The following is a 24632-nucleotide window of genomic DNA, read 5'->3' as shown; positions in this document are numbered from 1 at the left end:
TTCCCTAAAGCCTGCGCACTTTGTGGTTAACGGCGCGCCAAAGGCTGAAAACGCGCCTGTGACTTGGGTGCATACCGCAGTGCATACCACAGTGCAGAATGCGTATGCACAGTTTTGCGGCGAAAAGTTAAGAGGCGTTAACTTAACGAGGCGCGCGTTGCTTAGCCGCGGTCTATCTTGGTGCTGAGGTGAATGAGGCTTTCGGAGCTTTTCACGCCTTTGGCCGCACCGATATCGTCGAGGGTTTCGTCGAGTTCTTCAGTGGTTCGGGCGCGCAAGATTGCGATCAGATCCCAGCGGCCGGACGTCGTATGAACCTGTTCGACACGGGGAAGGGCCCGCAAACGGGCCAGCACGGCGGGGCCTGAGCGAGGCTCGATCGAGATCAGCACTGTGGCGCGCAGAGGTGCGCTCGCGCTTTGGCTGCGGCGAAGAGTGTAACCGGCGATTGCACCAGAAGTTTCGAGCCGTTCGATCCGCGCCTGAACTGTGGTGCGAGCAAGGCCCATTTTGCGGGCCAGCGTGGCAACGGGCGCGCGGGCGTTCTCTGACAGGAGGGCGAGCAGCGCTTCGTCGGTTTCGTCAGTATGCATTATAAGATCGTCATTTTGCTCTAGGTTACATGCATTATGCCAGAAGTGCCGCGATGAATCGACATCTTTTGCTGGCAAGCTGAAAGAAAAGCGAGGCAGATATGTTTGAGACGAGCCGTTACAAAACCCCACAAGAGCACATTCGCGCCCAAGAGCCTGATGTTGCGACGCTGTATTTTAACCCCGAGGTGCTGCAAGCACAGGCGCGGCGGTTTGTTAGCGGTTTTGACGGCTTGGTGACATACGCGGTCAAGGCCAATGCCGCGCCGGAAGTGCTGGAAAACCTTGTTGCGGCAGGGATCAAGGGCTTTGATGTTGCCAGCCCTGAAGAGATCGCTCAGGTGCGCCGGGCAGCCCCGAATGCGGCGCTGCATTACAACAACCCTGTGCGCTCAAAGGCAGAAGTTGCGGCGGGAAAGGCGGCGCGGGTTGCGTCGTGGTCGGTTGATGAAATGAGCGAGCTTCAGAAGCTCGGGCCGGCGCGCACAGGCGAGGAAGCTGCAGAGGAAGTTGCAGAGGAAGTTGCTGTGCGCTTCAAGCTGCCCGTGGCGGGCGCGCATTATGATTTTGGTGACAAGTTCGGTGCCGATGAGGCGACGGCGGTTGACTTGCTAAAGGCCGCGGCAAAGCTTGGCTATGCCCCTGCGCTCAGCTTTCACCCTGGCACGCAATGCGACGATGCGAGCGCCTGGGCGCGATACATCGAGGCGAGCGCCGAGATTGCTGGCAAGGCTGGTGTCACGCTCAGGCGGCTGAACGTCGGCGGCGGCTTTGCCTCGCATCGCAGCGGCAGCGCGCCTGATCTTGAGCAGGTATTTGATGTGATCAAAGAGACGGCGGAACGGGTGTTCGCTGGCAAAGTGCCTGCGCTTATCTGTGAGCCGGGGCGGGCGATGGTTGCGGAATGTTTCACGCTTGGAACCCGCGTGAAGGCGCTGCGCGGTGATGGCAGCTTGTTTTTGAACGATGGAATTTACGGCGGTTTTGCCGAGTGGCGCGATATTTTTGCAGTTACACGGCTGACGTTTGTGCGCCCCGACGGCACGCTTGTGGGCGGCAAACCGACACCGCGCCGCGCCTTCGGGCCAACCTGCGACAGCCTTGATGTGCTGCCCGAAGCGCTGCAATGCCCTGCTGATTTGCAGGAAGGGGACTACCTGCTGTTTGAGGCTATGGGCGCTTATACGCTGGCAATAGCGACAGGTTTTAACGGCTACGGCCCGCGTGAGGTGATCACCGTCGGGCGTGGCTAAGAACGGCAGATTTGGGAAAAATTAAGAGTATTTTCCCAGTCTTTGCTCACCTTTCCTGAACAAGGTTTTGTTACCTTATCGGCATGAACACGCCATCACGATGTCTTGTTCATCTGTAATGGTGCTTGGCAATTGCCTGCTTTTGGCACAAGTTTGGGAGCCGATGAAAGAAAAGTAGCTATGCCGTTCAACCGCTTGAAAAAGGGCCTGTTTAACCTGCTGTGGCCGGCACAGAGACAGGGAAGCACCGCGCAGGTTCATACCCGCGCACCGATGATACATGTGATCATCCTTGACGGAACCATGTCTTCGCTCAAGCCGGGATGTGAAACCAACGCAGGGCGCACCTACCGTCTGCTCAGCGAAATCGGAGCACCTGTGTCGGTGTTTTATGAAGCCGGTGTGCAGTGGGCCGATTGGCGCAGCACTCGAAATGTGATGCTTGGACGGGGTATGAACCGTCAAATCAAGCGTGCCTTTGGCTACCTCGCGTCGCGCTACCGCCCCGGCGACACGATTTTTTTCTTTGGGTATTCGCGCGGCGCTTATGCTGTGCGTTCGCTGGCTGGTGTGATCGACAAAGTCGGGCTCTTGCGGGCTGAATGTGCCACCGAGCGCAATGTCGAGCAGGCCTACAGGCTTTACCAGAACGACGCTCCGACTGACCAGATAAAGACATTTGCGAGCGCTCATTGCCACGCGCAGACCAGTATCGAAATGATCGGCGTTTGGGATACGGTCAAGAGGCTTGGTCTCCAGCTTCCGCTGTTGTGGCGGCTGTCGCGCAAGGCGCATTCTTTTCACAACCATCAGCTCGGCGCTTCCGTGCGGCACGGGTTTCACGCGCTGGCGCTACACGAAACGCGCCGTGTTTTTGAGCCGGTGCTTTGGACCTGTCCACAAGACTGGCAAGGGCGCGTGGAGCAAGTGTGGTTTTCAGGTTCGCACGGCGATGTTGGCGGTCATGTTGACCGCGACGAACGGGCGCGGACACTGGCCAATATCCCGCTGGTATGGATGCTCACCAAGGCAGAGGGATGCGGCATGCCTTTGCCTGAGGGATGGCAGGAGCGCTTCGAACAAGACCCGTTTGCTGCGTCGATCGGGACATGGCGTGGCTGGGGCAAGCTGTTCTGGCACCGTCGGCGCCGCCGTGTGGGTGCCGGTGTTTGTGAGAGCCTGCACAAAAGCGTTGATGAGCGCGCGCTCGCAGCCGGTGTTGCGCCAAGTCTGCCGCGGGTGAAACTTCCGCCTATTCCGTCAGCTCGCGCGGCACGATAAAAGCAAGCGGTGTGCCGGCGCCAAAGCGCAGATCGGCCCAGCGTTCGGCTTCAAAATCAGCAACCAAAGTCGCACCTGACGGGTAGTCTGCAAAACGCGGGTGTTGCGGCGTGCGCTGCAAAATGCGGCCTGCAAACTCGGCGATACCGGGGTTGTGGGCCACGATCATGAGCGTTTTGCCCGAGCCTTTGCCCTGCGCGATGCTGAGAATTTTGTCAGCACCAGCATGATAAAGCCCGTCAAGAAACTGTGTTTCAGGTTGCAGTCCCGAGCGCTCAAGTGTCTCGCGGGTGCGCGTAGCGGCCGAGCAGAGGGCCGCGTCAGGCGTGTAGCCCTGCGCAGATATCCATGCCCCGATAGCTTTGGCCGCGCCTTGACCGCGCTTGTTCAACACGCGCTCAAAGTCACTCAATGTAAGGTCATCCCAACTTGATTTTGCGTGTCTGGTAAGAACTAATCTGAGGGTCATAAAAAGGCTTTCATGTGGAAATTTGACTGCTCCGGCGCGCGCCCGAAAGCCTGAGATTGTGGACAGGCGCGCCGCGAAAGGCAACCGCTTTTCAAGCAATCGGCGCCTTCGGGCGAGCCTATATGGGCTTTGCAGGCGGGCACATCGTAAGATTGTGATGCGTTCAGAGCGCCAACAGGGCAGGCGGTTAGGCAGGGCTTGTCGGCACAGGTGTCGCAGGGGTTTTGGCCTGCTTCGGGCAAGTCATAGAGCGCGGGGAGGCGCACGGCACCACGGTAGGAGGCCCAGAGCCCGGCGCGCGCATGCACGAGCATTCCGATCGGTGACTGCCAAGCTTGGCCGCTGGCCATCGCCCATTGCATGAACGGCGGGTAAGGCGGCCCGTCGGAGGGGAAGACAGCTATGCCGCCCCAGCTTTCTGCGAAGTCGGAAATAATCCGCTTTGAAAAACGGTCGAGCGGGTTTGGTAGGCCATCACCATACTCGGACGTATGGGTGAAGGCCGGCCAGAAACACCCCTCTTCAGGGCCGAGCAAAACAACGGTTTCTTCGCCATCATGCAGAGCGCCGTAAACAGCAAGCGCGTGCTGTTCGGGCGCGGGGCTTAGCGCTTGGTGAAGGGCAACCATAGGCTCCATCCGAGTTTGCTTGGCCGTTCGTCTTGCCATTGAAGGCCGATATGCATCTCGTCGTGGCCTTCGCTTGGTTGCGCGATGTAGGTGTGAAACAGCCTGTCCCAGAGCGAGAGCGAAAAGCCGTAGTTGCTGTCGTGCTCGGCGCGGTGAACCGAATGATGCACGCGGTGCATGTCGGGCGTGACGAGCACCAACCGCAGAGCGCGATCAAACGGCAAGGGCAGGCGCAGGTTGGCGTGGTTGAACATTGCCGTGCCGTTGAGCAGCACTTCAAACAGGATGATCGCCAATGCCGAGGGGCCGATCAGGTAAACCAGCCCTATTTTGAGCAGCATCGACAGGGCAATTTCGACAGGGTGAAAGCGGATCGCAGTTGTTACGTCGGTTTCGGTGTCAGCGTGATGCACGCGGTGCAAGCGCCAGAGGAGGGGCACCTTATGAGTGATCAAATGCTGCGCCCAAATGGCGAAATCAAAGATCAGAATGGCGAGGATGATCTCGACCCAAAGCGGCCAGTTGAGGGCGTTAAAAAGCCCCAAATCACTTGCAGATGCATCGAGCGCGGCACCAACAGCGAGCAACGGCAGAGCCAGTGCCAGCAACCAAAGCGTCGCGGTGTTGAGCAGCGACAGGCCCCAGTTTGCGACCCAGCGTTGGCTGCGTGGCGTGCGGCGCGCACGGCGGGGCAGCAGTGCTTCGGCAAGCGCCAAAAGCACGAACAGCCCGAGAAAGACCGACAAGCGAAAGAGAGTTTCGTGTTCCATTGTCGCAATTTGATCGTATCGCGCAGGCGATGCAAGCCTAGCCGCGAATAAGCGAACCAGCGCCGTGTTGGGTGTAGAGTTCCAGCAAACAGGCGTTTGACTCGCGACCGTCGAGAATAACCACACCGCGCACGCCGCCGTCGATGGCCATGAGCGCGGTTTCGGTTTTGGGGATCATCCCGCCGGCGATCGTGCCATTTGCGATCATCTCGCGGATCGAGTCGGCTTTAAGCTCGGTCACGACATCGCCCTCGGCGTTTTTGACACCTGCGACATCGGTGAGCAACAAGAGCCTGTCAGCCTTGAGCGCGGCGGCAATAGCTCCAGCGGCTGTGTCGCCATTTACATTGAATGTCTCGCCGTTTTTACCAGCGCCGATGGGGGCGATAACCGGGATCGAGCCCTTTTCAAACAGATCATGCAACACGGTGGCGTCCATGTCTGTTGGCGTTCCCACAAAGCCGAGATCGGGGTTTGTTTGCGTGCAGACCATCAGGTTTGCGTCTTTGCCCGAGAGGCCAACAGCCTTGCCGCCCTGGCCGTTGATGGCCTGCACGATACGCTTGTTGACGAGGCCCGAGAGCACCATCTCGACGACTTCGACGGTGGCGGCATCTGTCACGCGCTTGCCGTCAACAAAGGTGCTTTTGATGCCGAGCGTGTCGAGCTTTTCGTTGATCATCGGGCCGCCGCCATGAACAACCACAGGGTTCACGCCGACCATCTGCATTAGCACGATGTCACGCGCGAATGTGTCCATCGCCGCTTGATCGCCCATTGCGTGACCGCCGAACTTAACCACAACGATTGCACCATTGTAGCGCTGCAAGTCTGGCAATGCGTTTGAAAGGGTGCGGGCGGTGGCTTTTCTATCGGTGTTCATATCGAGCTTTTTCATGTTGTGCGTCCGGATGCTGGCAGGCTTGCAAGAGGGCTAAACAAGCGTCGCGATGATGGTGCGTAAAACGTCAATGCCGAGGCCTTTTTCGCTTGATGTCACGACAAGCTCGGGAAAGGCCGCGGGATGTTTTGACAGTTTCTCGCGCACTTGCTTGAGGATTTTTTCAAGCTCGCCAACCTTGAGTTTATCGGTCTTGGTGAGCACGCATTGGAAGGTCACAGCGGAGCTGTCGAGCAGCGACATGATCTCTTCATCGACAGCTTTGATGCCGTGGCGCGCGTCGATCAGCACAAAGGCGCGGCGCAGGTTCTGACGACCGGAGAGATATTGCTTGAGCAATCGCTGCCACTTTTCGACAACTGCGATGGGCGCGTTGGCATAGCCGTAGCCGGGCAAGTCAACGAGATAGTGGCTCTCGTCGATGGTGAAAAAGTTGATCTCTTGTGTGCGGCCCGGAGTGTTTGAGGCTCGCGCCAGCCCCTTGCGGTTTGTCAGCGCGTTGATCAGGCTTGATTTGCCCACGTTGGAGCGGCCCGCAAAGCAAACCTCAAGCCTGTCGCCTTCAGGCAGGCCCGACATCGCGACCACGCCCTTAAGGAACTCGGCCCCGCCACCCGCAAACATTTTGCGGCCCTTTTCAAGGCTGATGTCATCGGGTGCTTCGGCTTCAGGAAAGGGAAGTTGCATCAGAGCACCTCGATTGTGTCGCCGCGTTTGATCTCGGCAGTGCGGGTCACTTCGGCGTAGATGCCAAAGTTCTGGTGGCCCCAGTTGGCTTTGAGTGTCTTGAGCGTGTCGACATCGCGCGCGCCCGTCACGGGCGAGGCGGTGGTGTGCATGCAGCGCACGACGGGCTCTTTGACAGTGAGTTCAGCCTCACCGATGCGGACGGTCTTGCCGATCCAGTTGAACTCATCCCACGCGGGCAAGCCGTCAAACCAGATGTTGCCACGCCAGCGTTGGTCTTCGAGGGCATGACCGAGCTTTGCCTCAACGTCTCGGTGCGACGCTTCGCTCATCAGCGAGACCGAGGCAAAGGGCGTATCGGTAAAGCCGCGCTGTTGCCCGCGAATGACCCGCACGGATTGCGCGCGGTTTTCGGGCACAAGCGGGCCGGCCCAAGCGACGAGCTTGTCGCCTTCGCTGTCAGGGTCGAAAGTCAGTGTTTCGAGGTCAGGGTGGGTCAAAGTTACCAGCCCTGTGACCTCATCCAATTGCGCATTGATCGCCGCGAGACGCGGGGCTTTGGTGCCGATCGAGAAGTTCTGGCAGCGCACCCATTCGCTCCCGTCAGCGTCAGAGCTGTCGTGTGCGACGGCCCATGTTCTGTCCCATGGCAAGGTCTGACCAGCCGTGAGCACCACGCTTTCAAGCGCTTCGCGGCCGTGGCTTTTGACAGGGTAGCGCCAAAGTTGGGTGACCTGCGCGTTCATTCAGACTCCTTGGTCTTCTTCTTGAAGGACGAGGTGATGTTTCCGAACACATCAGGCTTATAGCCGTGCCAGCGCATGATCAGATACTGCTGGGTGAAGGTGATCGTGTTGTTGGCGATCCAGTAGATCACCAGACCCGACGCAAAGCTGCCGAGCATGAACATAAACACCCAAGGCATCCAGGCGAAAATCTGTTGTTGCACCGGGTCGCTGGGCGCGGGGTTGAGCTTTTGTTGCAGCCACATTGTGACGCCAAGCAAGATCGGCAGCACACCGATAAACACCAGCGCCATCGTCGAGCCGGCAGCAGGCGCGTCCCAAGGCAGAAGGCCGAACAGGTTGTAGATGGTTGAGGTGTCAGGCGCTGAAAGATCATTGATCCAGCCGATCCACGGCGCGTGCCGCAACTCGAGCGTGACAAAGATAACTTTGTAGAGCGAGAAGAAGATCGGAATTTGCAGCAAGATCGGCAGACAGCCGGCGGCAGGGTTTGCGCCTTCTTTTTTGTAGAGCGCCATCATTTCTTGCTGAACTTTCTGGCGATCGTCACCAGCGTTTTCCTTGATCTTCTCCATCTGCGGTTGCAGCTCTTTCATCTTCGCCATCGAGGCATAGGACTTATACGCCAGCGGGAAGAGGATGAGTTTGATCACAAATGTCAGACCGATGATCGCCCAGCCCATATTGCCGATCAGCAGGTTGATGTTGTGCAGGAGCCAGAACATCGGCTTGGTGATAAAGAAGAACCAGCCCCAGTCGATGCTGTCGAGAAACTGCGGGACGTTTTGGGTGTTCTCGTAATTGCGAATGGTTTCCCATTCTTTGGCACCAGCAAAGAGCCGCGTTGAGGCGCTGACGGTTTGGCCCGCCGCGAGCGTGTGCGTGGCGTGTTTCGTTGTGGCCTGGAAAATGTCGCTGCGCGGGTCGTGATAAGTGCTGAGCTTGGTGCCGGGCTCGTTCACGATCAGCGCGGTTTGCCAGTAGTGATCGGTGAAGCCTGTCCAGCCGTATTCCGCCATGGTCAGCTCTTCAAAGTCACTGCTAGGCGAGATGTCGTCATAGTTGGTTTCAGCGTATTGTCCGTCAACCGAGTTGATCGCACCTTCGTGCAAAACGAAAAAGTTTTTCATGTCCGACGGCTCACCGTGCCGTGCAACCGTTGCATAGGCTGCCAGTGCGACAGTGCCTGCACCGGTGTTTTCAACTGTTTGTGTGATCGAAAACATAGAGGCATCGTCAAGGCTGATCTCGCGGCGGAACACCAGTCCGGCGCCGTTGTCCCAAACAAGGGTGACGGGGCTGTCTTGGGTGAGAGTCTCGCCGCTTTCAACCGACCAGATCGTGCTCGCACCGGGGACGGTGTCAAGCGTCAGGCCGGTGCTCGGTGCCCAGCCGAACAGGGCGTAATAGGCTTCGTCTTCACTTGTTGGCTTGAGCAGTTGGACGATCTTGCTGTTTTCATCGAGCGTTTCCCGATAATTTTTCAGTGAAAGCTCGTCGATGCGCCCGCCTGCGAGCGAGATCGACCCTGACAAAGTATCGGTTTCGATCGCCACGCGGGCTGCGCTTGCTGAAAGGTCTTTGGTGGGTTGGGTGGTCGTTGCAGTTCCGGCTTCGGCGGTTGCCGTCGGCACGGTTGCTTCGCTAGAACCTGTGGTTTGGCTCTCGGGTGCGTTCGCCGCGATCTGCTCTGGCGTTGGTTCGGGCGGCGGAAAGAGCACGCTCCAAGCCAGAATGACCAGCATGCTGAGTGCAACTGCGAGAATAAGATTCTTGTTTTGATCGTCCATTGCGCGCCCTGTAACCTTTGCTTTGCAAGTGCAGCAGGTTCAACAGAGTAGCGGCCCGAACGTCAAGCGGATAGTTCCCTACAGCCCCACTGGCAGCAGGATTTTTGGGCTTTTTGGCTTGTTAGGGCTGGGATGAGCCCCAAGGGCGCGTTTGACTGACGGATTTTGCTTGAAGGAAACTGCTTTCGTCTATGCCGCCCTCTTTGCGAATTGCGCTTTTGATAACTCAAAGTCTTAACGTGATTGCCCACTGATTTTGGGCAAGGAGCCGAGCGCCGCATTGTGGGCCTGTAGCCATGATATCGTCGCTTCAAAAGGCATTGGGCGGGCGATGCCGTAGCCTTGCACATGGGCACAACCGAGCTGACCGAGCATAGCGTGCTCGCCTGCAGTCTCGACACCTTCTGCAAGGGTTTCCAATCCGAGGCGCTCGGCCATAGTTTGGATGGCGGACACCATGCGTTGCTGCTCTTGGTCCTTGTCAACGCGGGTGACAAAGGAGCGGTCAATCTTTATCCGCTCGATCGCCAGACGTCTGATCGCGGTGATTGACGCGTGGCCGGTGCCGAAGTCATCAAGATCAATCCGGCAGCCCATTTCAGCGAGCTTGGCAAGGTTGCGTGCGGCAGCGTCTTCAGGCGACCCGGCAACAATAGATTCAAGAACCTCGATGGTCAGGCGTTTGGGCTCAAGATCAAAGCGGTCAAGATCCCAGCGGATTCTTTCAGAAAGCTTGGGGTTGCGAAGCTCTTCGGCGGTGAAGTTGACGGCGACACAAGGCACGTTTGCGCCGGATTTGTCCCAGGCCTTTAGGGCTGTGAGCGCACCATAAAGGATGACCTCGCCCAAACGCTCCATTTGCCCGGATTCTTCAAGTGCGGGCAAAAAGTCAGCTGGTGACACGGTGCCGCGTTTGGGATGTTGCCAACGCGCCAGAGCCTCAAAACCGGTGATGCGCCCTGTGTCTGTTGACACTTGCGGCTGAAACCAAGGCTCGATCTCGCCATTGTCGAGCGACGCATGAGCATCTTTGACCAAGGCTGCCCGTTTGACGCTGGTTTCGCCCATTTCACGGCTGAACGAGCGAATCGCCGAGGGTGCATTGCGCGCCGCCTCGTTGAGCGCGGTTTCGGCAGCTTTGAACAATGCTTGAGCAGACGGCGAGGGGCTGCGGGCGCTCAGACAGAACCCGATGGCGCAGCTTACATAGAGAGTGTTGGTTTCAATCGACACCGGTTCTTCTATGGCGGATTGCAGACGCGAAGTCAGCTGAATGGCGCTTTCAAGCTCGAAATGCGGAACGGGGCTGAGCAAAATCGCGTAGCGGGCACCGCCAAGCCAGAACACTTGATCGTTGTCGCGCAGCGTTGTTTTCAGCCTCTGAGCAAGGCGCTCAAGCAGGGTGTTGGCTGCGGTCTGCCCGTAGCGTTGCACCAGCGGCTCAAACTCTTCAAGTTGTACCAGAACCAGCGCGGTTTTGCGACTTTGTTCAGCGCAGCGCGTCAGCAATTTGCTTGTCTCCAAGTCCAGCGCAGCTTGCTGGGCGAGCCCTGTCACAGGATCAAGCCCGCCCATGTGACTGTGGCTCATGTTTTTGATAGACCCGCTGAGCAAGAACAACAGCGGCAAGCCCAAAGCCACCGACACTAAGGCCAACTCGCCCGCGAACCAAAAGGCACCAAGCGCGATCGCCGGCACAAAGGCCAACATATGCGGCCCGACGAGCCATTGCCCGAATGTCTGGCTGAACTTCAAGGCAGCGCGTGCCGGCTGATTGGCCATTTTGAAACCCTCTCAAGTTAACGTCGTTGAACGCTACATGGTGAGTCTCAACAGGCAATTAACGCAGCTTGGGAGGATCGCCTTTTGTTCCAGAATTCAGCGCAAGGTTTTGAAAATCAAACAAATTTGAATCAAGTAAATGGCTCGGGCGGGCGTTTGTAAGGGCTTTGAACATCACTTGGCGCCGCCCGGGGCTGTTCGCTTCCCAGCCATCAAGAATCTGTTTGACCTGTTGTCGCTGAAGACCGTCCTGACTGCCGCAGAGATCACAGGGGATGATCGGATATTGCATCGCGGCGGCGAATTTTTCGCAGTCAACCTCGGCCACATGGGCAAGTGGGCGATAGAGGAACAAGTCGCCTTCTTCATTCACAAGCTTGGGCGGCATTGTCGCCAGACGACCACCATGAAAGAGGTTCATGAAAAATGTCTCTAGAATGTCGTCGCGGTGATGCCCTAGCACCACAGCAGAGCAGCCTTCCTCGCGGGCGATGCGGTAAAGATTGCCGCGTCGCAACCGCGAGCAAAGCGCGCAGAAAGTGCGCCCCTCAGGCACCTTGTCCATGACAATAGAATAGGTGTCCTGATACTCGATACGATGCGGTACTTGCATATCTTCAAGGAATTTCGGCAGCACCGTCGCGGGAAAGTTTGGCTGCCCCTGATCAAGGTTGCAGGCAACAAGCTCAACCGGCAAAAGCCCGCGCCATTGTAGCTCGTGCAAGACAGCCAAAAGCGTGTAGCTGTCCTTGCCGCCGGACAAGCAGACAAGCCATTTGGCGCCTTCCTCGATCATGCCGTATTGCTCAATTGCTTCGCGGGTGTTCTGCACGATCCGCTTGCGAAGCTTCTTGAACTCGGTGGTCTTTGGCGCGCCATAAAACAGCGGGTGAATATCATCGGGTTTGTCTAGCATACCGAGCATATCGCACGAGGACGGCGGCGCGAAAAGGGGTGATTTTCTCCTCTTGGGTAAGCTATACCTGACTTTGCAGGTTTCCGATCGTGTGCAAGTATAGGTTGCATAACGTGGAGGAAAGCCAATGGACTATGTGTTTACCGTGCGCCGTCGCAGCGGCAACAGCTTTGAACCAGAACCGGGTGCGTCACACTTTCTCAAAGTGCCTGATAATGCCGACATGCCGTCGCCCGACCATAAGATCACCAAAACCGCTTGGGTGAACGAGGTGATCGAAACCGCCCGCCACGGGCCGCAAGACGACGGGCCGGTAGGTGATATTCTCATCTATATTCACGGGTTTAACACGCCGATGGAAGTGATGCTCGAACGCCAACGGCGCATTCGCACGTCACTTGAGTCGCAGGGGTTTGAGGGCGTGGTGATCAGCTTTGACTGGCCGTCTGACAACAAAGCGCTGAACTACCTTGAAGACCGCGTTGATGCCAAGCAAACCGCATTCCGGCTTGTCACAGAGGGCATCCAGAGCTTTGCCGCGTTGCAGCGGCCCGACTGTCAGATCAACACACATGTGCTGGCGCATTCGATGGGGGCCTATGTGCTCCGCGAGGCCTTTGATGATGCCGACGACAGGCCCGGCGTGGCGGCGCATGCTTGGTCGGTGAGCCAGTTGATGCTGGTATCGGGCGACATTTCAGCCAGCGGGATGCAGGCTGGCAGTTCTAAAACCTCGTCGATGTATAGGCATTGTGTGCGGCTAACGAACTACTTTAACCCCTACGACGAAGCGCTTTCTCTGAGCAATATCAAGCGGGTAGGGGTTTCCGAGCGGGTTGGGCGTGTGGGGATGCCCGACACCGCGCCGAGCAAGGCTGTCGACATCAACTGTGGCAACTACTATCGCGCGCATCGCGGCGACTTTGCGGGTATCGCGAACGCCTCGCACACTTGGTATTTCTATGATCAACGTTTCTTTGAGGATGTCTATCACACCATCAAAGGCGATGTTGACCGTGATGCCATACCCGGCCGCGGGCGGGGAGATCGGGGCAATCTGGTTCTGCTGAATGACGGAAGTGAACCCGGGCCAGTTGGATAGTGGCGGCCACTTGGTTTGTTCCTTAAGGGCTGCACATTGACGGCCATCGACGACAGGTTGGCGTTGGCTGCCATAACATGTATCTAGACCTAGCCAAACATCTGGGAACATACAAATGCGGCTTAGCGTCCAAACACACCTCTTATATGAGGTTTCCCAGCCCTGTGACTTGTTGCTTCAAATAGAAGCTATGCCAGATGCAGAGCAGGCTTGTCATAGCGCCCATGTCAGGTTTGATTCACAGTCGATCCACAAAGAGATTGCTGGTGAAAACGGCATTGGCAAGCGCAGGTGGATCAAGGCGGGGCCTTTGTTTGAATGCCGCTATGAGGCGACCTTCGATGTTGAACGTGAAATACCAGCTTGGGAAAGCCTCGCGCAGACGGCTTGGATGCAAATTCCTGCTGATGTCATCAAGTATCTGAAGCCATCACGCTATTGCCATTCCGATCAGTTTTTAGAGTTTGTTTCCAATCAGTTCCCAGACCAATCCGGCGGCGGGCTGGTGCTTGCGATGAACAACTGGATCAACCAGAACTTCACCTATGACAACAGCCATAGCGATGTCGGCACCACCGCGACGGACAGCTTTGTGAGCCTGCGTGGCGTATGCCGGGACTATGCCCATGTGTTGATTGCTTTTGCGCGCGCTGCGGGAATTCCGGCGCGTTTCGTCAGCGTTTATGCGCCACATGTCGAGCCGCAGGATTTTCATGCGGTGGTTGAGGTGTATCTGGACGGGTATTGGCACCTGATTGATCCGACAGGAATGGCAAATGCAGCGCAGATGATCCGCATTTGTGTCGGCCGCGACGCTGCGGATGCGTCTTTTTTAACGTCATACGGCTGGATGGAATTGAAAAAACAGACAGTTTTAGTCACTGAACTGGTTGAGTAGACGCAACGCCCGGTCGTAAAACAAGGGCAAAACAACGTTGTGTCGCCTCGTATTCAGTCATATGGAAGGGGCAACGCTAAACTTGCTGTTCTTTACCGGATCTGGATGAGATGAAATGACTTACTGTGTTGGCCTTCAACTGAACGATGGCATTGTTTTCATGTCAGACACACGCACGAACGCAGGTGTTGATAACTTCTCTACGACCAAGAAAATGTTTTCATGGACTGTGCCAGGTGAGCGCTCGATCACGCTTATGACGGCGGGCAACCTTGCGACAACGCAGTCGGTTATCAGCCTGCTCGAAGAACGCTCAAAGGCACCGTCAGAACGCAATCCGACGATCCTTGAACAGCCGACAATGTTTCAGGTGGCGCGTCTTGTTGGCGCGACGCTGACCGAAGTGATCCGTGGCGGCGGGACGGGCGGCCAAACAGGCTCTTCCCGTTTTACGGCATCCATTATTGTCGGTGGTCAAATTGCCGGCGGCACACCAACGCTGTTTCTTGTTTACCCGGAAGGGAACTTCATCGAAGTCACGGAAGATGCTCCGTTTTTTCAGATCGGAGAGGCCAAATACGGCAAGCCAATTCTTGTGCGCGCCTATGAACCCGACATGAGCTTTGAAGATGCGATCAAATTGTTGATGGTGTCGTTTGACTCAACGATCAAAGCGAACTTGTCTGTGGGTCTGCCTTTGGACGTGCAGATCTATGAAAAAGACAGCTTTGCCTTGGACGATCAGCTGCGCATCGAAGAAGACAATGAGTATTATCAGTCAATCTCACAAGGCTGGGGCGAGGCCCTGCGATCCGCGTTAACGCAACTGCCGAGCTACAAACGCGACTGAGCTTGCCGTAAAATTACGCCTACAGGCTCGGCCGCCGCCGCAAATCTAATGTCATCGGAAACTCGGGATGCGGACGTTCCGGCACCGGCGTTGTGACTCCCGGTGTGTGGCCGAGGTTTTCGAATCTGCTCAGGCGGCGGGCTTCGGCTTCGTTGCCGTTCACCGGGAAAGTGTCGAAGTTGCGCCCCCCCGGATGCGCGACGTGATAGCGGCAACCGCCCAGTGATTTGCCTGTCCATGTATCGTAGATGTCAAACGTAAGCGGCACATCGACGTCCAGAACAGGGTGCAACGACAGGGACGGTTTCCAAGCTTTGTAACGCACACCGCCCACGCGGGTTCCGTTGGTTTCTGTCGGGGTGAGCGGCACAACGCGGGTGTTTGCAGTGACGATGTATCGGTCCGGGTTGGCGCCTTTCAGCGTAACTTGCAGACGTTCAGAAGAGCTGTCTGTGTAGCGCACTGTGCCGCCGATCGCACCGGTTTCGCCCAGCACATGCCATGGCTCAAGCGCTTGGCGCAGTTCAAGCGTGACGCCTTCATAGGTAACTTCGCCGCAGAACGGAAAGCGGAACTCGGCCTGTGCTTCAAACCACGCAGGGTCAAGCGTGAAATCATGCGCCTTCAAGTCTTCCAGAACCTCGCGGAAATCCTGCCACAGGAAGGCAGGCAACATGAAACGGTCATGCAGCGTGGTGCCCCAACGGGTCAGGTTGCCGCTGATCGGGCTTTCCCAGCAGCGCGCAATGATGGCCCGCAGCAAAACCTGTTGGGCAAGGCTCATACGTGGGTTCGGCGGCATCTCAAAGCCGCGAAACTCGACAAGGCCAAGGCGGCCAGTCGGGCCATCGGGAGAGAACAGTTTATCTATGCAGATTTCCGTGCGGTGGGTGTTTCCCGTGACATCAATCAACGCGTTGCGCAGCAAACGGTCGGTCAGCCAAGGCGGCGGCGTTTCACCCTCGGCTGGTGGCCAAATCTGATCAAGCGCGATCTCGAGTTCATACAGAACATCATGGCGGGCTTCGTCGATACGCGGTGCTTGTGAGGTCGGCCCGACAAAGGTGCCCGAGAACAGATATGACAGGCTCGGGTGTCGCTGCCAGAACAGGATCAGACTTTTCAGAAGATCAGGACGGCGCAGGAACGGGCTGTCGGCAGGCGTGGCCCCACCAACGACGACATGGTTGCCGCCGCCTGTGCCGGTGTGCCGTCCGTCGACCATAAACTTGTCTGCCCCAAGGCGACACTGGCGCGCTTCTTCATAGACTGTTTCGGTCGTTGCAACGCAGTCATCCCAGCTTGCTGCCGGGTGAATATTGACCTCGAGCACGCCGGGGTCAGGTGCGATGCGCATCACCTCAACGCGCGGATCATGGGGGGGGGCATACCCTTCGATCAGGACTTTGCGGTTGATCTTCTTGGCGGCGGTTTCGACGGCGGCAATCAAGTCGAGGTAGTCTTCCAGCTTTTCGACAGGCGGAAGGAAAACACACAAACGCCCGTCGCGGGCCTCGACAGAGATCGCGGTGCGCACGCGCCCGTCCAGATCCCCCAAGGTTTGTTCAATCTGCTCCTGTCCCGCTGAAGCCTCGGTGCGGTGCGCAACCTTCGGGCTGGGCTGGCGGGCTTCGGTTTCAGCCGGTGTCGGGGCCGGAGCCAGCGCTTCGCGTGCTTCTGTCGGGTCTTGCGGGTTGATGAACGGATAGTCGCTTTCGGGAACGTGCGGCAATGTCCCGAGCGGGAGGCGATAGCCGACAGGGCTGTCGCCTGACACGAGAAACACCTTGCCCCGCCGCAGGTTCCAGACTTCCGACATCCACTTGCTGGAGGCGCGCGCCTGCCAGCGCTGCACCGGCAGCACGTAGCCCGCCGGTGTGTTCAACCCGCGCTCAAACACCTTGGCAATGCGGGCGCGTTCTTCCGGGTCGGCGAGTTTCGAGTTTTCGGGTGTGACATTGGCGGGCAGGTTGCCCTCTTTGATGATCCATTCTGCCGGATCTTCGAAGGCGGGCAGTACGTTTGTTTGCGGCACAGAAAGGTAATCTGCGATCCCGTTCAAAAGCGCTTGAGCGTCATCAGGCCCCACGTCTTCATTTGTGTCTTCACGGGCCAAGAGATCCGCGTCATGCCAGATCGGCTGACCATCTTTGCGCCAGTAAAGAGAGAAGGTCCAACGGGGCAGCGTTTCACCGGGATACCATTTGCCTTGGCCGTAGTGTAGCAATCCGCCCTTTGAGAACTTCCCTTGCAGGCGGCGCATCAAGGTGTCGGCAAGTCCGCGTTTGGTCGGGCCGACAGCGTCGGAGTTCCACTCGTCACTTTCAAAGTCATCAATTGAAACGAATGTCGGCTCGCCGCCCATCGTCAGGCGCACATCACCGGCCTCAAGGCGTTGATCTACCTTCTTGCCGAGCGCGTTCAGGGCAATCCAGGCATCTTCCGAGAACGGCTTGGTGATGCGCGGATGCTCGGCCGTTCGGGTGACTTGCATGTCAAAGGAGAACTCGACATTGGCCGCACTCGCAACGCCGGAAATGGGCGCGGCGTGGCGGTAATGTGGTGTTGCCGCAAGCGGGATGTGGCTTTCACCAGCGAGCAAACCGGAGGTAGGATCAAGGCCAACCCACCCCGCACCGGGCAGATAAACCTCGACCCATGCATGCAGATCGGTGAAGTCTTTGTCGGTGCCCGCAGGCCCGTCGATTGCGACAAGATCCGGCTTGAGCTGGATCAGATAGCCCGACACAAACCGCGCGGCGAGGCCGAGGTTGCGCAGGACTTGCACCAAAAGCCAACTGGTATCACGGCATGACCCTGCCTTGCGGCCAAGTGTTTCCTCGGCGGTTTGCACGCCTGGCTCCATGCGGATTTCATAGTTGATCTCGTTTGACAGGCGGCTGTTTAGCATCACCAGAAAATCTATCGTAACCATCGGGCTGCGGGACACAGTTCCCAAGAAACCTTGCAACAGTGGCCCGACAGAATCGGTGGTCAAATAGATGCCCAGATCAGGGGCTATATCGGGGTCATACGTGAGCGGAAACTCCTTCGCGCTGTCTTCCACAAAGAAATCAAACGGGTTGTAAACCGACATATCCGCGACCAGATCAACTTCGATTTTGAACTCGCGAACCGGCTCGGGGAAGACAAAGCGAGCGAGCCAGTTTCCGTATTGATCTTGTTGGTGGTTCACAAAATGAGCTGAAGGCGAGACAGTGAGACTGTGCGAAATGACCCGTGTGCGCGAGTGAGGCGCTGGGCGTAAGCGGATGGACTGGGGGCCAAGGGTCACTGGCGTGTCGTATTTATAGTGCGTGAGGTGGTAAATACTTGCAGTGATTGACAATTTGTCTGCCTCCTTGTGCTCAATCGAGCATGCAGTGATCCGTTGGAGTTGCCTTCTCGAAGTCATGACGAGGCAACCATTTGACGCTGAATTAACCCCGGTTTCGAGGAGAGCATTGAGCGTGATCGTGCTTCTAGTTGGCATTCCAATTGCAGAATTTGCAACCATTCGGTGTTTTGAAGGGCATTCTTTTTTGTGGCCGCCTAAAAAATAGGCACATAAGGGGGCGGGTTCAGTGTCGCTACGAATTCTTGGTAGCGACAGGTTGCAGATCGAGCTTTTTAAGCTACGGTTAACCTATGGATACACCCCGAGACCACTTTGACGAAATGCTTGAAGGTTCAGATGGCGTAAGAGAGCCTTACCGGCAGTATCAAAATTGGTTTTCATCCGAGAACCCCTCACGCCTGATCAAGAAGTCCAAAGAGGCAGAAGCGTTTTTTAGGCGCACCGGCATTACATTCAATGTCTATGGCCGCTTGGCTGCACAGGAGCGGCTCATCCCGTTTGATCTGATCCCGCGCATTATTGCGAACCGTGAATGGAGCAGGTTGTCCAAAGGGATCGAGCAGCGGGTGCGCGCGATCAATATGTTTCTGCATGATGTCTACAACCGTCAGGAGATTCTGCGCGCCGGTGTCATTCCGACCGAGCTGATCGCCCGGAACGAAGCCTTTTTGCCGCAGATGATGGGCTTTTCGCCACCCGGAAATATATACACCCATATTGTTGGAACAGATATTGTTCGCACCGGCGAAGACGACTTTTTTGTGCTGGAAGACAACGCGCGCACGCCTTCGGGCGTATCCTATATGCTGGAAAACCGCGAAACGATGCTGCAGATGTTTCCCGAGTTGTTCAGCCAGAACAAAGTTCAGCCTGTTAGCAACTATCCTAAAAACCTGCGCCGCTCGCTGGCGGCCTGTGCGCCTGTAAACGGCACCGACAAATGCACCGTCGCTATCCTGACGCCGGGCATTCACAACTCGGCCTACTTCGAGCATTCCTTCCTCGCTGATCAGATGGGCGTCGAGCTTGTGGAAGGGCATGATCTGAAAGTCGTTGATGGCCGGGTCGCGATGCGCACAACACAGGGCTACACGCCCATTGACGTGCTTTACCGGCGGATTGACGACGACTATCTCGATCCGCTGAACTTCAATCCGGACTCGATGTTGGGTGTGCCCGGCATCATGGATGTTTACCGCGCGGGCAATATCACCATCGCCAACGCACCCGGAACGGGCATTGCAGATGACAAGGCTATCTATTCCTACATGCCGGAAATTGTTGAGTTCTACACCGGTGAAAAGGCGCTTTTGAAGAACGTGCTGACACATCGGTGCTCAGAACCGGACGCGCTGAAATATGTGTTGGAAAACCTCTCCGAGCTGGTGGTGAAAGAGGTGCATGGCTCGGGCGGTTACGGCATGCTTGTCGGCCCGGCCGCGAGCAAAAAAGAGATCGCGGCTTTCGCGGCGAAGCTAAAGAAAAACCCGCAAAACTACATCGCACAGCCAACACTGTCTTTGTCGACAGTGCCGATTTTTGCAAAGAAAGAACTGTCGCCGCGACACGTTGATCTGCGCCCGTTTGTGTTGGTTTCACCGGATGGAATAAACATCACACCCGGAGGTTTGACACGTGTTGCGCTCAAGGAAGGGTCGCTTGTGGTGAATTCTTCGCAGGGTGGCGGCACGAAAGACACTTGGGTTTTGGAGGACTAGAGCGATGCTAGGCAAAACCGCAGGTGGCCTTTACTGGATGTTTCGCTTTCTGGAGCGCAGTGAAAACACTGCCCGACTGATCGAAGCCGGATTTCGCATTGCGCTGACACGCTCCAGCGACTCTGAATCCGAGTGGAAGTCGGTTGTGACAACGGCTGGCGTGCGCGCGGGATATGACGACATTTATGACAGCTATGCCGCTGCTCATGTCGTCGACTACCTTCTGCGCGACATGCGCAATCCGTCGAGCGTTATGAACGTCATCGCGAATGCCCGCATGAACGCGCGCCTTGTGCGAACCGCCCTGACAACAGAAGTCTGGGAGGCGGTGAACGAAAGCTGGATGGTTATGAAGGCGGCTATGAAACGCCCGGTTCGTGAAACCGAGCTGCCTGCACTTTTGGGTGAAGTGCGCCGCCACAGCGCCTTGGTGCGCGGGGCGCTGCACGGCACGATGCTGCGCAATGATATCTATGACTTCGCACAGATCGGAACGTCTCTCGAACGCGCCGATAACACGGCACGGATCATTGATGTTAAATACTACACGCTGCTTCCGTCAGCGAGCTTTGTTGGCTCTCCGCTCGACAACGTGCAATGGGAGACGATCCTGCGGTCTGTTTCGGCTCATCGTGCTTTCAGGTGGCTCAATGAGGGCAACATGACGTCTGCCAACATCGCGGAGTTCATGATACTTGATTCTCGGTTTCCAAGATCGCTTAACTCCGCAAGCCATGCAATCGAGGCGCATTTGGGCTTTCTCGCAAAAGACTACGGAGCACCTGCGCCCTCGTACGATTTGGTCGATGCGCAGTTGAACAAACTGCGAGCCCACACCATCAAAACGATTTTTGATGACGGGTTACACCAGTTCATCGCGGGTTTCATTCGTGACAACAACGCGATCGGATCCCAGATTGAGCAGGATTATCAGTTCAATGGTTAGGCTGTCCTCATGAAACTCAAGATATCGCATACCACGACCTATAGTTATGACGAGCCTGTGCGCTACGGGTTGCAGCAGGTTCGCCTGACACCCTTAACCGACCACAACCAAACCGTTTTGAACTGGGCTATGAGTGTCTCTGGCGGTTCCGAAGAGTTGCAGTTTCAGGACGAGTTCAACAACACCACAATGCTCGTGCAAGCCGAAAGCGGGGTGAGCGAAATCTCGATCACGGTGGCAGGCGAGGTCGAGACCCACAACTCTGATGGCATCTATGGCAAAACCTATGGAGTGGCCCCTTTGTGGCTGTTCAGACAAAGCACGCCACGCACGACTGCGGGTAAGGGTATCAGGGCACTTGCCAAGCATATCAAAACACCCGCCGGTGATCTGGACGAACTGCACGCGCTTTCAGCAGCCATCTTGGCGAAGGTGCCTTACGGCCAGTCGGAAACCAACGTCAAAACCACAGCAGAAGAAGCGCTCAACGCAGCCAGCGGCGTCTGTCAGGACCACGCGCAAATCTTCATTTCAGCCCTGCGCCACGCGGGTATTCCGGCACGCTATATCAGCGGTTACTTGCGGATGGATGATCGTATCGACCAGGACGCTACCCATGCATGGGCTGAAGCGCACATAGACGGGCTGGGCTGGGTGTCCTTTGACGTTTCTAACGGAATATCAGCCGACGAACGCTATGTTCGAATTGCCGTGGGGCGAGATTCACGCGAGGCGGCGCCTATGTCGGGTCTGCGCATTGGAAACTCGGCAGAAAACATGAGCGTGTCGCTGCAAGTGCAACAATAGATTTGAACGAAGGCCATTCAAGGCTCGGAAAACAGGCAGATTTTCTGGCGCGCCACAGGGGAAGGCCTAGACGCGGCCCATGGCTTTGAGGCTGGCATGCAGGGCAGATGCGCGCGCATCACCGGCTTCAAGGGCGTAGATGAATGCGTGGGTGAGGTAGAACCCGCGTGCGATCTCTTCAGGCGCTTGCTCGCCGGCCTCGGTGTAGAGGCCGATCAAGGCGCTGTTGTCCTCGATCGCATGAGCTTTGAGCAGGCGGGCGTCGAGATCGCTCACTCGGCGGCCATTTTCTGGCGGTGCCCCGTGATTTGCCGTGCGATCCAGTCATGAAAGCAATGCGTCGGCCCGTCCATCGCCGGAGAGAAACGCCCGCCGTCAAAAGCCCGCCCGTAGCGCCCCTTTTGCATGCCTTCGACCACGAAGATGTCTTCGATGAACACACCTTTCCACTGGGTCGCGTTCTTGGCGCGCAGGGCTTCATCAACCTTTGGCTCGGCGTAAAACAGGTGCACATGCTCGGTCGTGGTATCAACGGTCTTCGGCTCAAGGATGATCGCGAAGGCATGATCACGCTGCACACCGAGCAGCACGTTGGGGTAGACGGTGATGTATTCGCCGCCTTCATTCCATTTGTCCGAGAGGTTCGGAAAGTCGGGGAATGTTTCGCCCATCTGGCCTTTGAGCTGACGGTAAACCAGCGTGCCCTGTCCGGAGTAGTGGCCATATTCTTCAATGTTGTAGTGGTCTTCCAGCCGTGAGTAGCTGTTAAGGCCGGGGTGCACCCACGGCAGGTGATAGCTCTCGCAGTAGTTCTCGACTGCGAGCTTCCAGTTGGTATCAACCTCAAGTTCAAAGCGGCTGTCTTCCCCTCCGTGATACATCGGAACATCGAACTCTTTCCAGCGTTCCAGCAACTCGGCATGCACGTCTTCAAAGGGCGGGGCCGTATTTGAGGCGTTAACGTAGATTACCCCGAGCCAGATATAGCTTGGCACCTCGTAAAGCCCGAGCTCGCTTTTGGGCATGTCTTTGTGGGTGTTCATGCCCGGCCCGCCGACATGCGGCTGCGCGACGAGCTTGCCTTTGGTTGAGTAACACCACGAATGATAGGGGCAGCGGATCGCGCCTTCGATCTTCTTGGGCTCGGAAACAAGGATCATTCCGCGGTGCCGACAGGTGTTTTGAAACACCCGCACTTGGCCTTCAGTGTCGCGAATTAGGAGCAGCGGCATACCGATAAACTCGATCGGCTTTGCATCACCGTTCTCGGGCACATCAGCCTCGGTTCCGATACCCGACCAGTTGTTGTAAAGCACCGCATCGCGCTCTTCCATGAACACGCGCTCGTCAGTGTAATGTTCGTTGGGCAGGCCGTTGGCCTTGGCGACAGGGCGCATAACGCCGGACAGATCAGTGCTCATGTTGATGTCTCCCTATGTTAGAGGGATTCTAGCAGAAATGAGCCGGCTGACTTTTCTCACTGCGACAGTGACTTTTCTCATGGCGACGTTTCTGAAGGGGTTACGAGCTTGGTGAGAGTTTTCGGGACGTTTTGGTTTTGCTGTCACGGGATTGAGACAAACAGCACAGAAAGCGAGCTTTGTGACCTTTGCAGCGAATGTCAGGTTTGTTGGCTTGATGTCGCGAGTGCTTTAACCGCGTCGATAACTTCGGAAAGGGCAAATTGCTGTTCGCCTTCGGTGCCAATGGGCAACAGAGGGCGGATGGCCTCATAGCTGCGCCGCACATCTTGCCCGAGACAATCGAGCGGGATCTTACGACGGTGGGTCGCCCAAACGGCAATGCTCATCTCAAGGGCGGCGACCTTCCAGCCGGTATCCAACTGGCGTTGCAAATCATGGACCGCATGCAGTGCATGACCAGAGGTATCTTCGACACCATCCGCAAGTTGGCCTACCGAAATAAGCAGGTGTGGGCGGGCCCAAATCTTCATTGATGTGATCAACGACGACGCAATATGACCAAGGTTTAGAAACTGAACGCCACCTGTCGCAGCTCCGTTGTTTTCGGCCAATCCCGTTGGCAAGCCAGAAAATGCGGGCCACTGAAGTTTCTGGATGCGCTCGCCCGACAGATCAGCGAGTTTGCCAAGCGCCTGTCGCATCGTATCAAGTGCAAGCGTCAGCCGCGTGGTGTCCATATTGGCGTGTGACACCGCGCCGTTTATGTCAGGCACAATGATGGGGTTATCATTGACGGTGTTCAGTTCTTGATCCCAGATCATTTCCATACGGTCTGCAGCTTCGGCTACTGCTCCGTGGACTTGTGACAATGCCCGAAAGCTAAGAGGGTCTTGAATAAGTCTTGCAGCGTCAGGCGACCAAAGTTTGGAGCCTCGTAGATGATGGCGCATTCGCGCAGCGCTTGCGCGTTGACCGGGGCGTTTGTGAACCTGATTTACGGCCTCTGACATCGCGCCAAGATTTCCGCAAAAACCTTCGAGCGTGACGGCCCCGACCAGATCAAAAAGCGCGAGTTGTTGTTTCAGCTCGACCACTGCAAAGGCCCCAAGGGCCAATGTCACCGCGTTGTGGTTGATCAATGAAAGCGTTTCTTTTGCCTTTGGCAGGCCCTGTGCCTTTGCCGCGTCAAGGTTCAGCAGCCAGACCGCCATCTGGGCGAGTGGCACCAGATCAGATGCACCAACGGACCCGCTGGCGTCGATCTGCGGCATTTCGTTGTCGTTGCAGGCCGCAATCATGGTTTCTAGCAATTGCGGGCTGATGCCGGAATGCCCCTGCGCAAATTCGTTGATCATAACAATCAGTGCGGCCCGCACCACTGCGGGTGCCAGCACAGGGCCGGGAATACGGGTTGCATGGGCGTTTACAAGACGCAAATTATAGGCGGCAACTTCGCCTTCGGAGACCACAAAATCTTTTTGCGATCCGACACCGGTAGTGATGCCATAAGACGGAATGCCCTTACGCACGATTGTGTCGACAGCCGCGCGGCGTTTTGCAACCTGATCCATACAATCGGGACGAACTTGTATTTTCTGCGCATGACTAACTGCCTGAACAAGCGCCCCACAATCAAGATCAACGCCGGAAAGAGTAAGGTGTTCAGAATACGCGGATTTCACAGTGGTGCTGGTCAAAATACTGTTCCTAAA

The 24632-nt window shown here is 56.7% G+C and carries 22 protein-coding genes; 8 read left to right on the top strand and 14 right to left on the bottom strand.

Annotated features, from left to right (window positions below; genetic code table 11):
* Positions 1 to 161: 161 nt before the first annotated feature.
* Positions 162 to 593 carry an Lrp/AsnC family transcriptional regulator gene (locus tag KO498_RS09040; protein ID WP_215959585.1) on the bottom strand — a complete coding sequence of 144 codons (432 nt, stop codon included), beginning with the start codon at positions 591 to 593 and terminating at the stop codon, positions 162 to 164.
* Between the two features lie 101 nt (positions 594 to 694).
* Between KO498_RS09040 and KO498_RS09035 the strand changes: the two genes are divergently transcribed.
* Positions 695 to 1846, top strand: a complete 1152-nt coding sequence (locus KO498_RS09035) for a type III PLP-dependent enzyme (protein WP_215959584.1) — start codon at positions 695 to 697, stop codon at positions 1844 to 1846.
* A gap of 180 nt (positions 1847 to 2026) precedes the next feature.
* Complete coding sequence (locus tag KO498_RS09030) at positions 2027 to 3127, top strand: DUF2235 domain-containing protein (RefSeq protein ID WP_436835925.1); 1101 nt, start codon at positions 2027 to 2029, stop codon at positions 3125 to 3127.
* On the opposite strand, the gene KO498_RS09025 is transcribed toward KO498_RS09030, so the two are convergent.
* The 9 genes from KO498_RS09025 to ttcA all read right to left on the bottom strand — a co-directional run bounded on the left by KO498_RS09025 (position 3099) and on the right by ttcA (position 11817).
* Complete coding sequence (locus KO498_RS09025) at positions 3099 to 3596, bottom strand: SixA phosphatase family protein (RefSeq protein ID WP_215959583.1); 498 nt, start codon at positions 3594 to 3596, stop codon at positions 3099 to 3101. The two genes, KO498_RS09030 and KO498_RS09025, sit on opposite strands and share 29 nt — an antisense overlap.
* On the bottom strand, positions 3593 to 4234 hold the full coding sequence (locus tag KO498_RS09020) for a ferredoxin (RefSeq protein WP_252731353.1): 642 nt from the start codon (positions 4232 to 4234) through the stop codon (positions 3593 to 3595). Before KO498_RS09020 ends, KO498_RS09025 begins: the two co-directional genes overlap by 4 nt.
* Positions 4201 to 4995 (bottom strand): sterol desaturase family protein, encoded by a 795-nt coding sequence (locus KO498_RS09015; RefSeq protein WP_215959582.1) that lies wholly within the window; start codon positions 4993 to 4995, stop codon positions 4201 to 4203. Before KO498_RS09015 ends, KO498_RS09020 begins: the two co-directional genes overlap by 34 nt.
* Before the next feature lie 37 nt (positions 4996 to 5032).
* On the bottom strand, positions 5033 to 5893 hold the full coding sequence (gene argB / locus KO498_RS09010) for an acetylglutamate kinase (protein ID WP_215959581.1): 861 nt from the start codon (positions 5891 to 5893) through the stop codon (positions 5033 to 5035).
* A 36-nt stretch (positions 5894 to 5929) separates the two neighbouring features.
* Entirely contained in the window at positions 5930 to 6583 is a 654-nt protein-coding gene (yihA, locus tag KO498_RS09005; RefSeq protein ID WP_215959580.1) for a ribosome biogenesis GTP-binding protein YihA/YsxC, read from the bottom strand.
* On the bottom strand, positions 6583 to 7329 hold the full coding sequence (locus KO498_RS09000) for an MOSC domain-containing protein (protein ID WP_215959579.1): 747 nt from the start codon (positions 7327 to 7329) through the stop codon (positions 6583 to 6585). Before KO498_RS09000 ends, yihA begins: the two co-directional genes overlap by 1 nt.
* Positions 7326 to 9119 carry a membrane protein insertase YidC gene (gene yidC / locus KO498_RS08995; RefSeq protein ID WP_215959578.1) on the bottom strand — a complete coding sequence of 598 codons (1794 nt, stop codon included), beginning with the start codon at positions 9117 to 9119 and terminating at the stop codon, positions 7326 to 7328. Before yidC ends, KO498_RS09000 begins: the two co-directional genes overlap by 4 nt.
* A gap of 234 nt (positions 9120 to 9353) precedes the next feature.
* Positions 9354 to 10901 carry a putative bifunctional diguanylate cyclase/phosphodiesterase gene (locus KO498_RS08990; protein WP_215959577.1) on the bottom strand — a complete coding sequence of 516 codons (1548 nt, stop codon included), beginning with the start codon at positions 10899 to 10901 and terminating at the stop codon, positions 9354 to 9356.
* A gap of 58 nt (positions 10902 to 10959) precedes the next feature.
* Positions 10960 to 11817: a tRNA 2-thiocytidine(32) synthetase TtcA gene (gene ttcA / locus KO498_RS08985; protein ID WP_215959576.1), complete on the bottom strand. Its 858-nt coding sequence runs from the start codon at positions 11815 to 11817 to the stop codon at positions 10960 to 10962.
* 127 nt (positions 11818 to 11944) lie between these two features.
* On the opposite strand from ttcA, the gene KO498_RS08980 reads away from it, so the two are divergent.
* The 3 genes from KO498_RS08980 to KO498_RS08970 all read left to right on the top strand — a co-directional run bounded on the left by KO498_RS08980 (position 11945) and on the right by KO498_RS08970 (position 14667).
* A complete protein-coding gene (locus tag KO498_RS08980; RefSeq protein ID WP_215959575.1) occupies positions 11945 to 12919 on the top strand; it encodes an alpha/beta hydrolase in 975 nt (324 codons plus the stop codon).
* Between the two features lie 190 nt (positions 12920 to 13109).
* Positions 13110 to 13817 (top strand): transglutaminase-like domain-containing protein, encoded by a 708-nt coding sequence (locus KO498_RS08975; RefSeq protein WP_252731352.1) that lies wholly within the window; start codon positions 13110 to 13112, stop codon positions 13815 to 13817.
* 115 nt (positions 13818 to 13932) lie between these two features.
* Complete coding sequence (locus tag KO498_RS08970) at positions 13933 to 14667, top strand: proteasome-type protease (RefSeq protein ID WP_215959573.1); 735 nt, start codon at positions 13933 to 13935, stop codon at positions 14665 to 14667.
* Positions 14668 to 14686: 19 nt separating this feature from the next.
* Here the strand turns inward: KO498_RS08970 and KO498_RS08965 are convergent, their stop codons facing one another.
* Positions 14687 to 18016 carry a DUF2126 domain-containing protein gene (locus KO498_RS08965; RefSeq protein ID WP_215959572.1) on the bottom strand — a complete coding sequence of 1110 codons (3330 nt, stop codon included), beginning with the start codon at positions 18014 to 18016 and terminating at the stop codon, positions 14687 to 14689.
* A gap of 299 nt (positions 18017 to 18315) precedes the next feature.
* Between KO498_RS08965 and KO498_RS08960 the strand changes: the two genes are divergently transcribed.
* The 3 genes from KO498_RS08960 to KO498_RS08950 are packed head-to-tail and all read left to right on the top strand — an operon-like array spanning position 18316 to position 21496.
* Positions 18316 to 19743: a circularly permuted type 2 ATP-grasp protein gene (locus tag KO498_RS08960; RefSeq protein ID WP_215959571.1), complete on the top strand. Its 1428-nt coding sequence runs from the start codon at positions 18316 to 18318 to the stop codon at positions 19741 to 19743.
* Positions 19744 to 19747: 4 nt separating this feature from the next.
* On the top strand, positions 19748 to 20689 hold the full coding sequence (locus KO498_RS08955) for an alpha-E domain-containing protein (protein WP_215959570.1): 942 nt from the start codon (positions 19748 to 19750) through the stop codon (positions 20687 to 20689).
* Between the two features lie 9 nt (positions 20690 to 20698).
* Complete coding sequence (locus KO498_RS08950; protein ID WP_215959569.1) at positions 20699 to 21496, top strand: transglutaminase family protein; 798 nt, start codon at positions 20699 to 20701, stop codon at positions 21494 to 21496.
* 66 nt (positions 21497 to 21562) lie between these two features.
* Here the strand turns inward: KO498_RS08950 and KO498_RS08945 are convergent, their stop codons facing one another.
* The 3 genes from KO498_RS08945 to KO498_RS08935 all read right to left on the bottom strand — a co-directional run bounded on the left by KO498_RS08945 (position 21563) and on the right by KO498_RS08935 (position 24602).
* Positions 21563 to 21772, bottom strand: a complete 210-nt coding sequence (locus tag KO498_RS08945; protein WP_215959568.1) for a hypothetical protein — start codon at positions 21770 to 21772, stop codon at positions 21563 to 21565.
* A complete protein-coding gene (locus KO498_RS08940; RefSeq protein WP_215959567.1) occupies positions 21769 to 22917 on the bottom strand; it encodes an aromatic ring-hydroxylating oxygenase subunit alpha in 1149 nt (382 codons plus the stop codon). The genes KO498_RS08945 and KO498_RS08940 overlap by 4 nt, the downstream gene beginning before the upstream one ends.
* A 200-nt stretch (positions 22918 to 23117) precedes the next feature.
* Complete coding sequence (locus tag KO498_RS08935) at positions 23118 to 24602, bottom strand: aromatic amino acid lyase (RefSeq protein ID WP_354667651.1); 1485 nt, start codon at positions 24600 to 24602, stop codon at positions 23118 to 23120.
* Positions 24603 to 24632 lie beyond the last annotated feature (30 nt).

The organism is Lentibacter algarum, assembly GCF_018860975.1.
Classification (GTDB): domain Bacteria; phylum Pseudomonadota; class Alphaproteobacteria; order Rhodobacterales; family Rhodobacteraceae; genus Lentibacter; species Lentibacter algarum_A.
The sequence above is the reverse complement of the archived record's forward strand: the minus strand, read 5'-3'. Positions and strand labels throughout refer to the sequence as shown.

Bases quoted from the DNA above. Each gene is read 5' to 3' on its own strand.
- KO498_RS09040 (WP_215959585.1), bottom strand. From the start codon at position 593: ATGCATACTGACGAAACCGACGAAGCGCTGCTCGCCCTCCTGTCAGAG.
- KO498_RS09035 (WP_215959584.1), top strand. From the start codon at position 695: ATGTTTGAGACGAGCCGTTACAAAACCCCACAAGAGCACATTCGCGCC.
- KO498_RS08980 (WP_215959575.1), top strand. From the start codon at position 11,945: ATGGACTATGTGTTTACCGTGCGCCGTCGCAGCGGCAACAGCTTTGAA.
- KO498_RS09025 (WP_215959583.1), bottom strand. From the start codon at position 3,596: ATGACCCTCAGATTAGTTCTTACCAGACACGCAAAATCAAGTTGGGAT.
- KO498_RS08950 (WP_215959569.1), top strand. From the start codon at position 20,699: ATGAAACTCAAGATATCGCATACCACGACCTATAGTTATGACGAGCCT.
- KO498_RS09000 (WP_215959579.1), bottom strand. From the start codon at position 7,329: ATGAACGCGCAGGTCACCCAACTTTGGCGCTACCCTGTCAAAAGCCAC.
- KO498_RS08990 (WP_215959577.1), bottom strand. From the start codon at position 10,901: ATGGCCAATCAGCCGGCACGCGCTGCCTTGAAGTTCAGCCAGACATTC.
- KO498_RS09020 (WP_252731353.1), bottom strand. From the start codon at position 4,234: ATGGAGCCTATGGTTGCCCTTCACCAAGCGCTAAGCCCCGCGCCCGAA.
- KO498_RS08975 (WP_252731352.1), top strand. From the start codon at position 13,110: ATGCCAGATGCAGAGCAGGCTTGTCATAGCGCCCATGTCAGGTTTGAT.
- ttcA (WP_215959576.1), bottom strand. From the start codon at position 11,817: ATGCTAGACAAACCCGATGATATTCACCCGCTGTTTTATGGCGCGCCA.
- yidC (WP_215959578.1), bottom strand. From the start codon at position 9,119: ATGGACGATCAAAACAAGAATCTTATTCTCGCAGTTGCACTCAGCATG.
- KO498_RS09030 (WP_436835925.1), top strand. From the start codon at position 2,027: ATGCCGTTCAACCGCTTGAAAAAGGGCCTGTTTAACCTGCTGTGGCCG.
- KO498_RS08970 (WP_215959573.1), top strand. From the start codon at position 13,933: ATGACTTACTGTGTTGGCCTTCAACTGAACGATGGCATTGTTTTCATG.
- KO498_RS09015 (WP_215959582.1), bottom strand. From the start codon at position 4,995: ATGGAACACGAAACTCTCTTTCGCTTGTCGGTCTTTCTCGGGCTGTTC.
- argB (WP_215959581.1), bottom strand. From the start codon at position 5,893: ATGAAAAAGCTCGATATGAACACCGATAGAAAAGCCACCGCCCGCACC.
- yihA (WP_215959580.1), bottom strand. From the start codon at position 6,583: ATGCAACTTCCCTTTCCTGAAGCCGAAGCACCCGATGACATCAGCCTT.
- KO498_RS08940 (WP_215959567.1), bottom strand. From the start codon at position 22,917: ATGAGCACTGATCTGTCCGGCGTTATGCGCCCTGTCGCCAAGGCCAAC.
- KO498_RS08960 (WP_215959571.1), top strand. From the start codon at position 18,316: ATGGATACACCCCGAGACCACTTTGACGAAATGCTTGAAGGTTCAGAT.
- KO498_RS08955 (WP_215959570.1), top strand. From the start codon at position 19,748: ATGCTAGGCAAAACCGCAGGTGGCCTTTACTGGATGTTTCGCTTTCTG.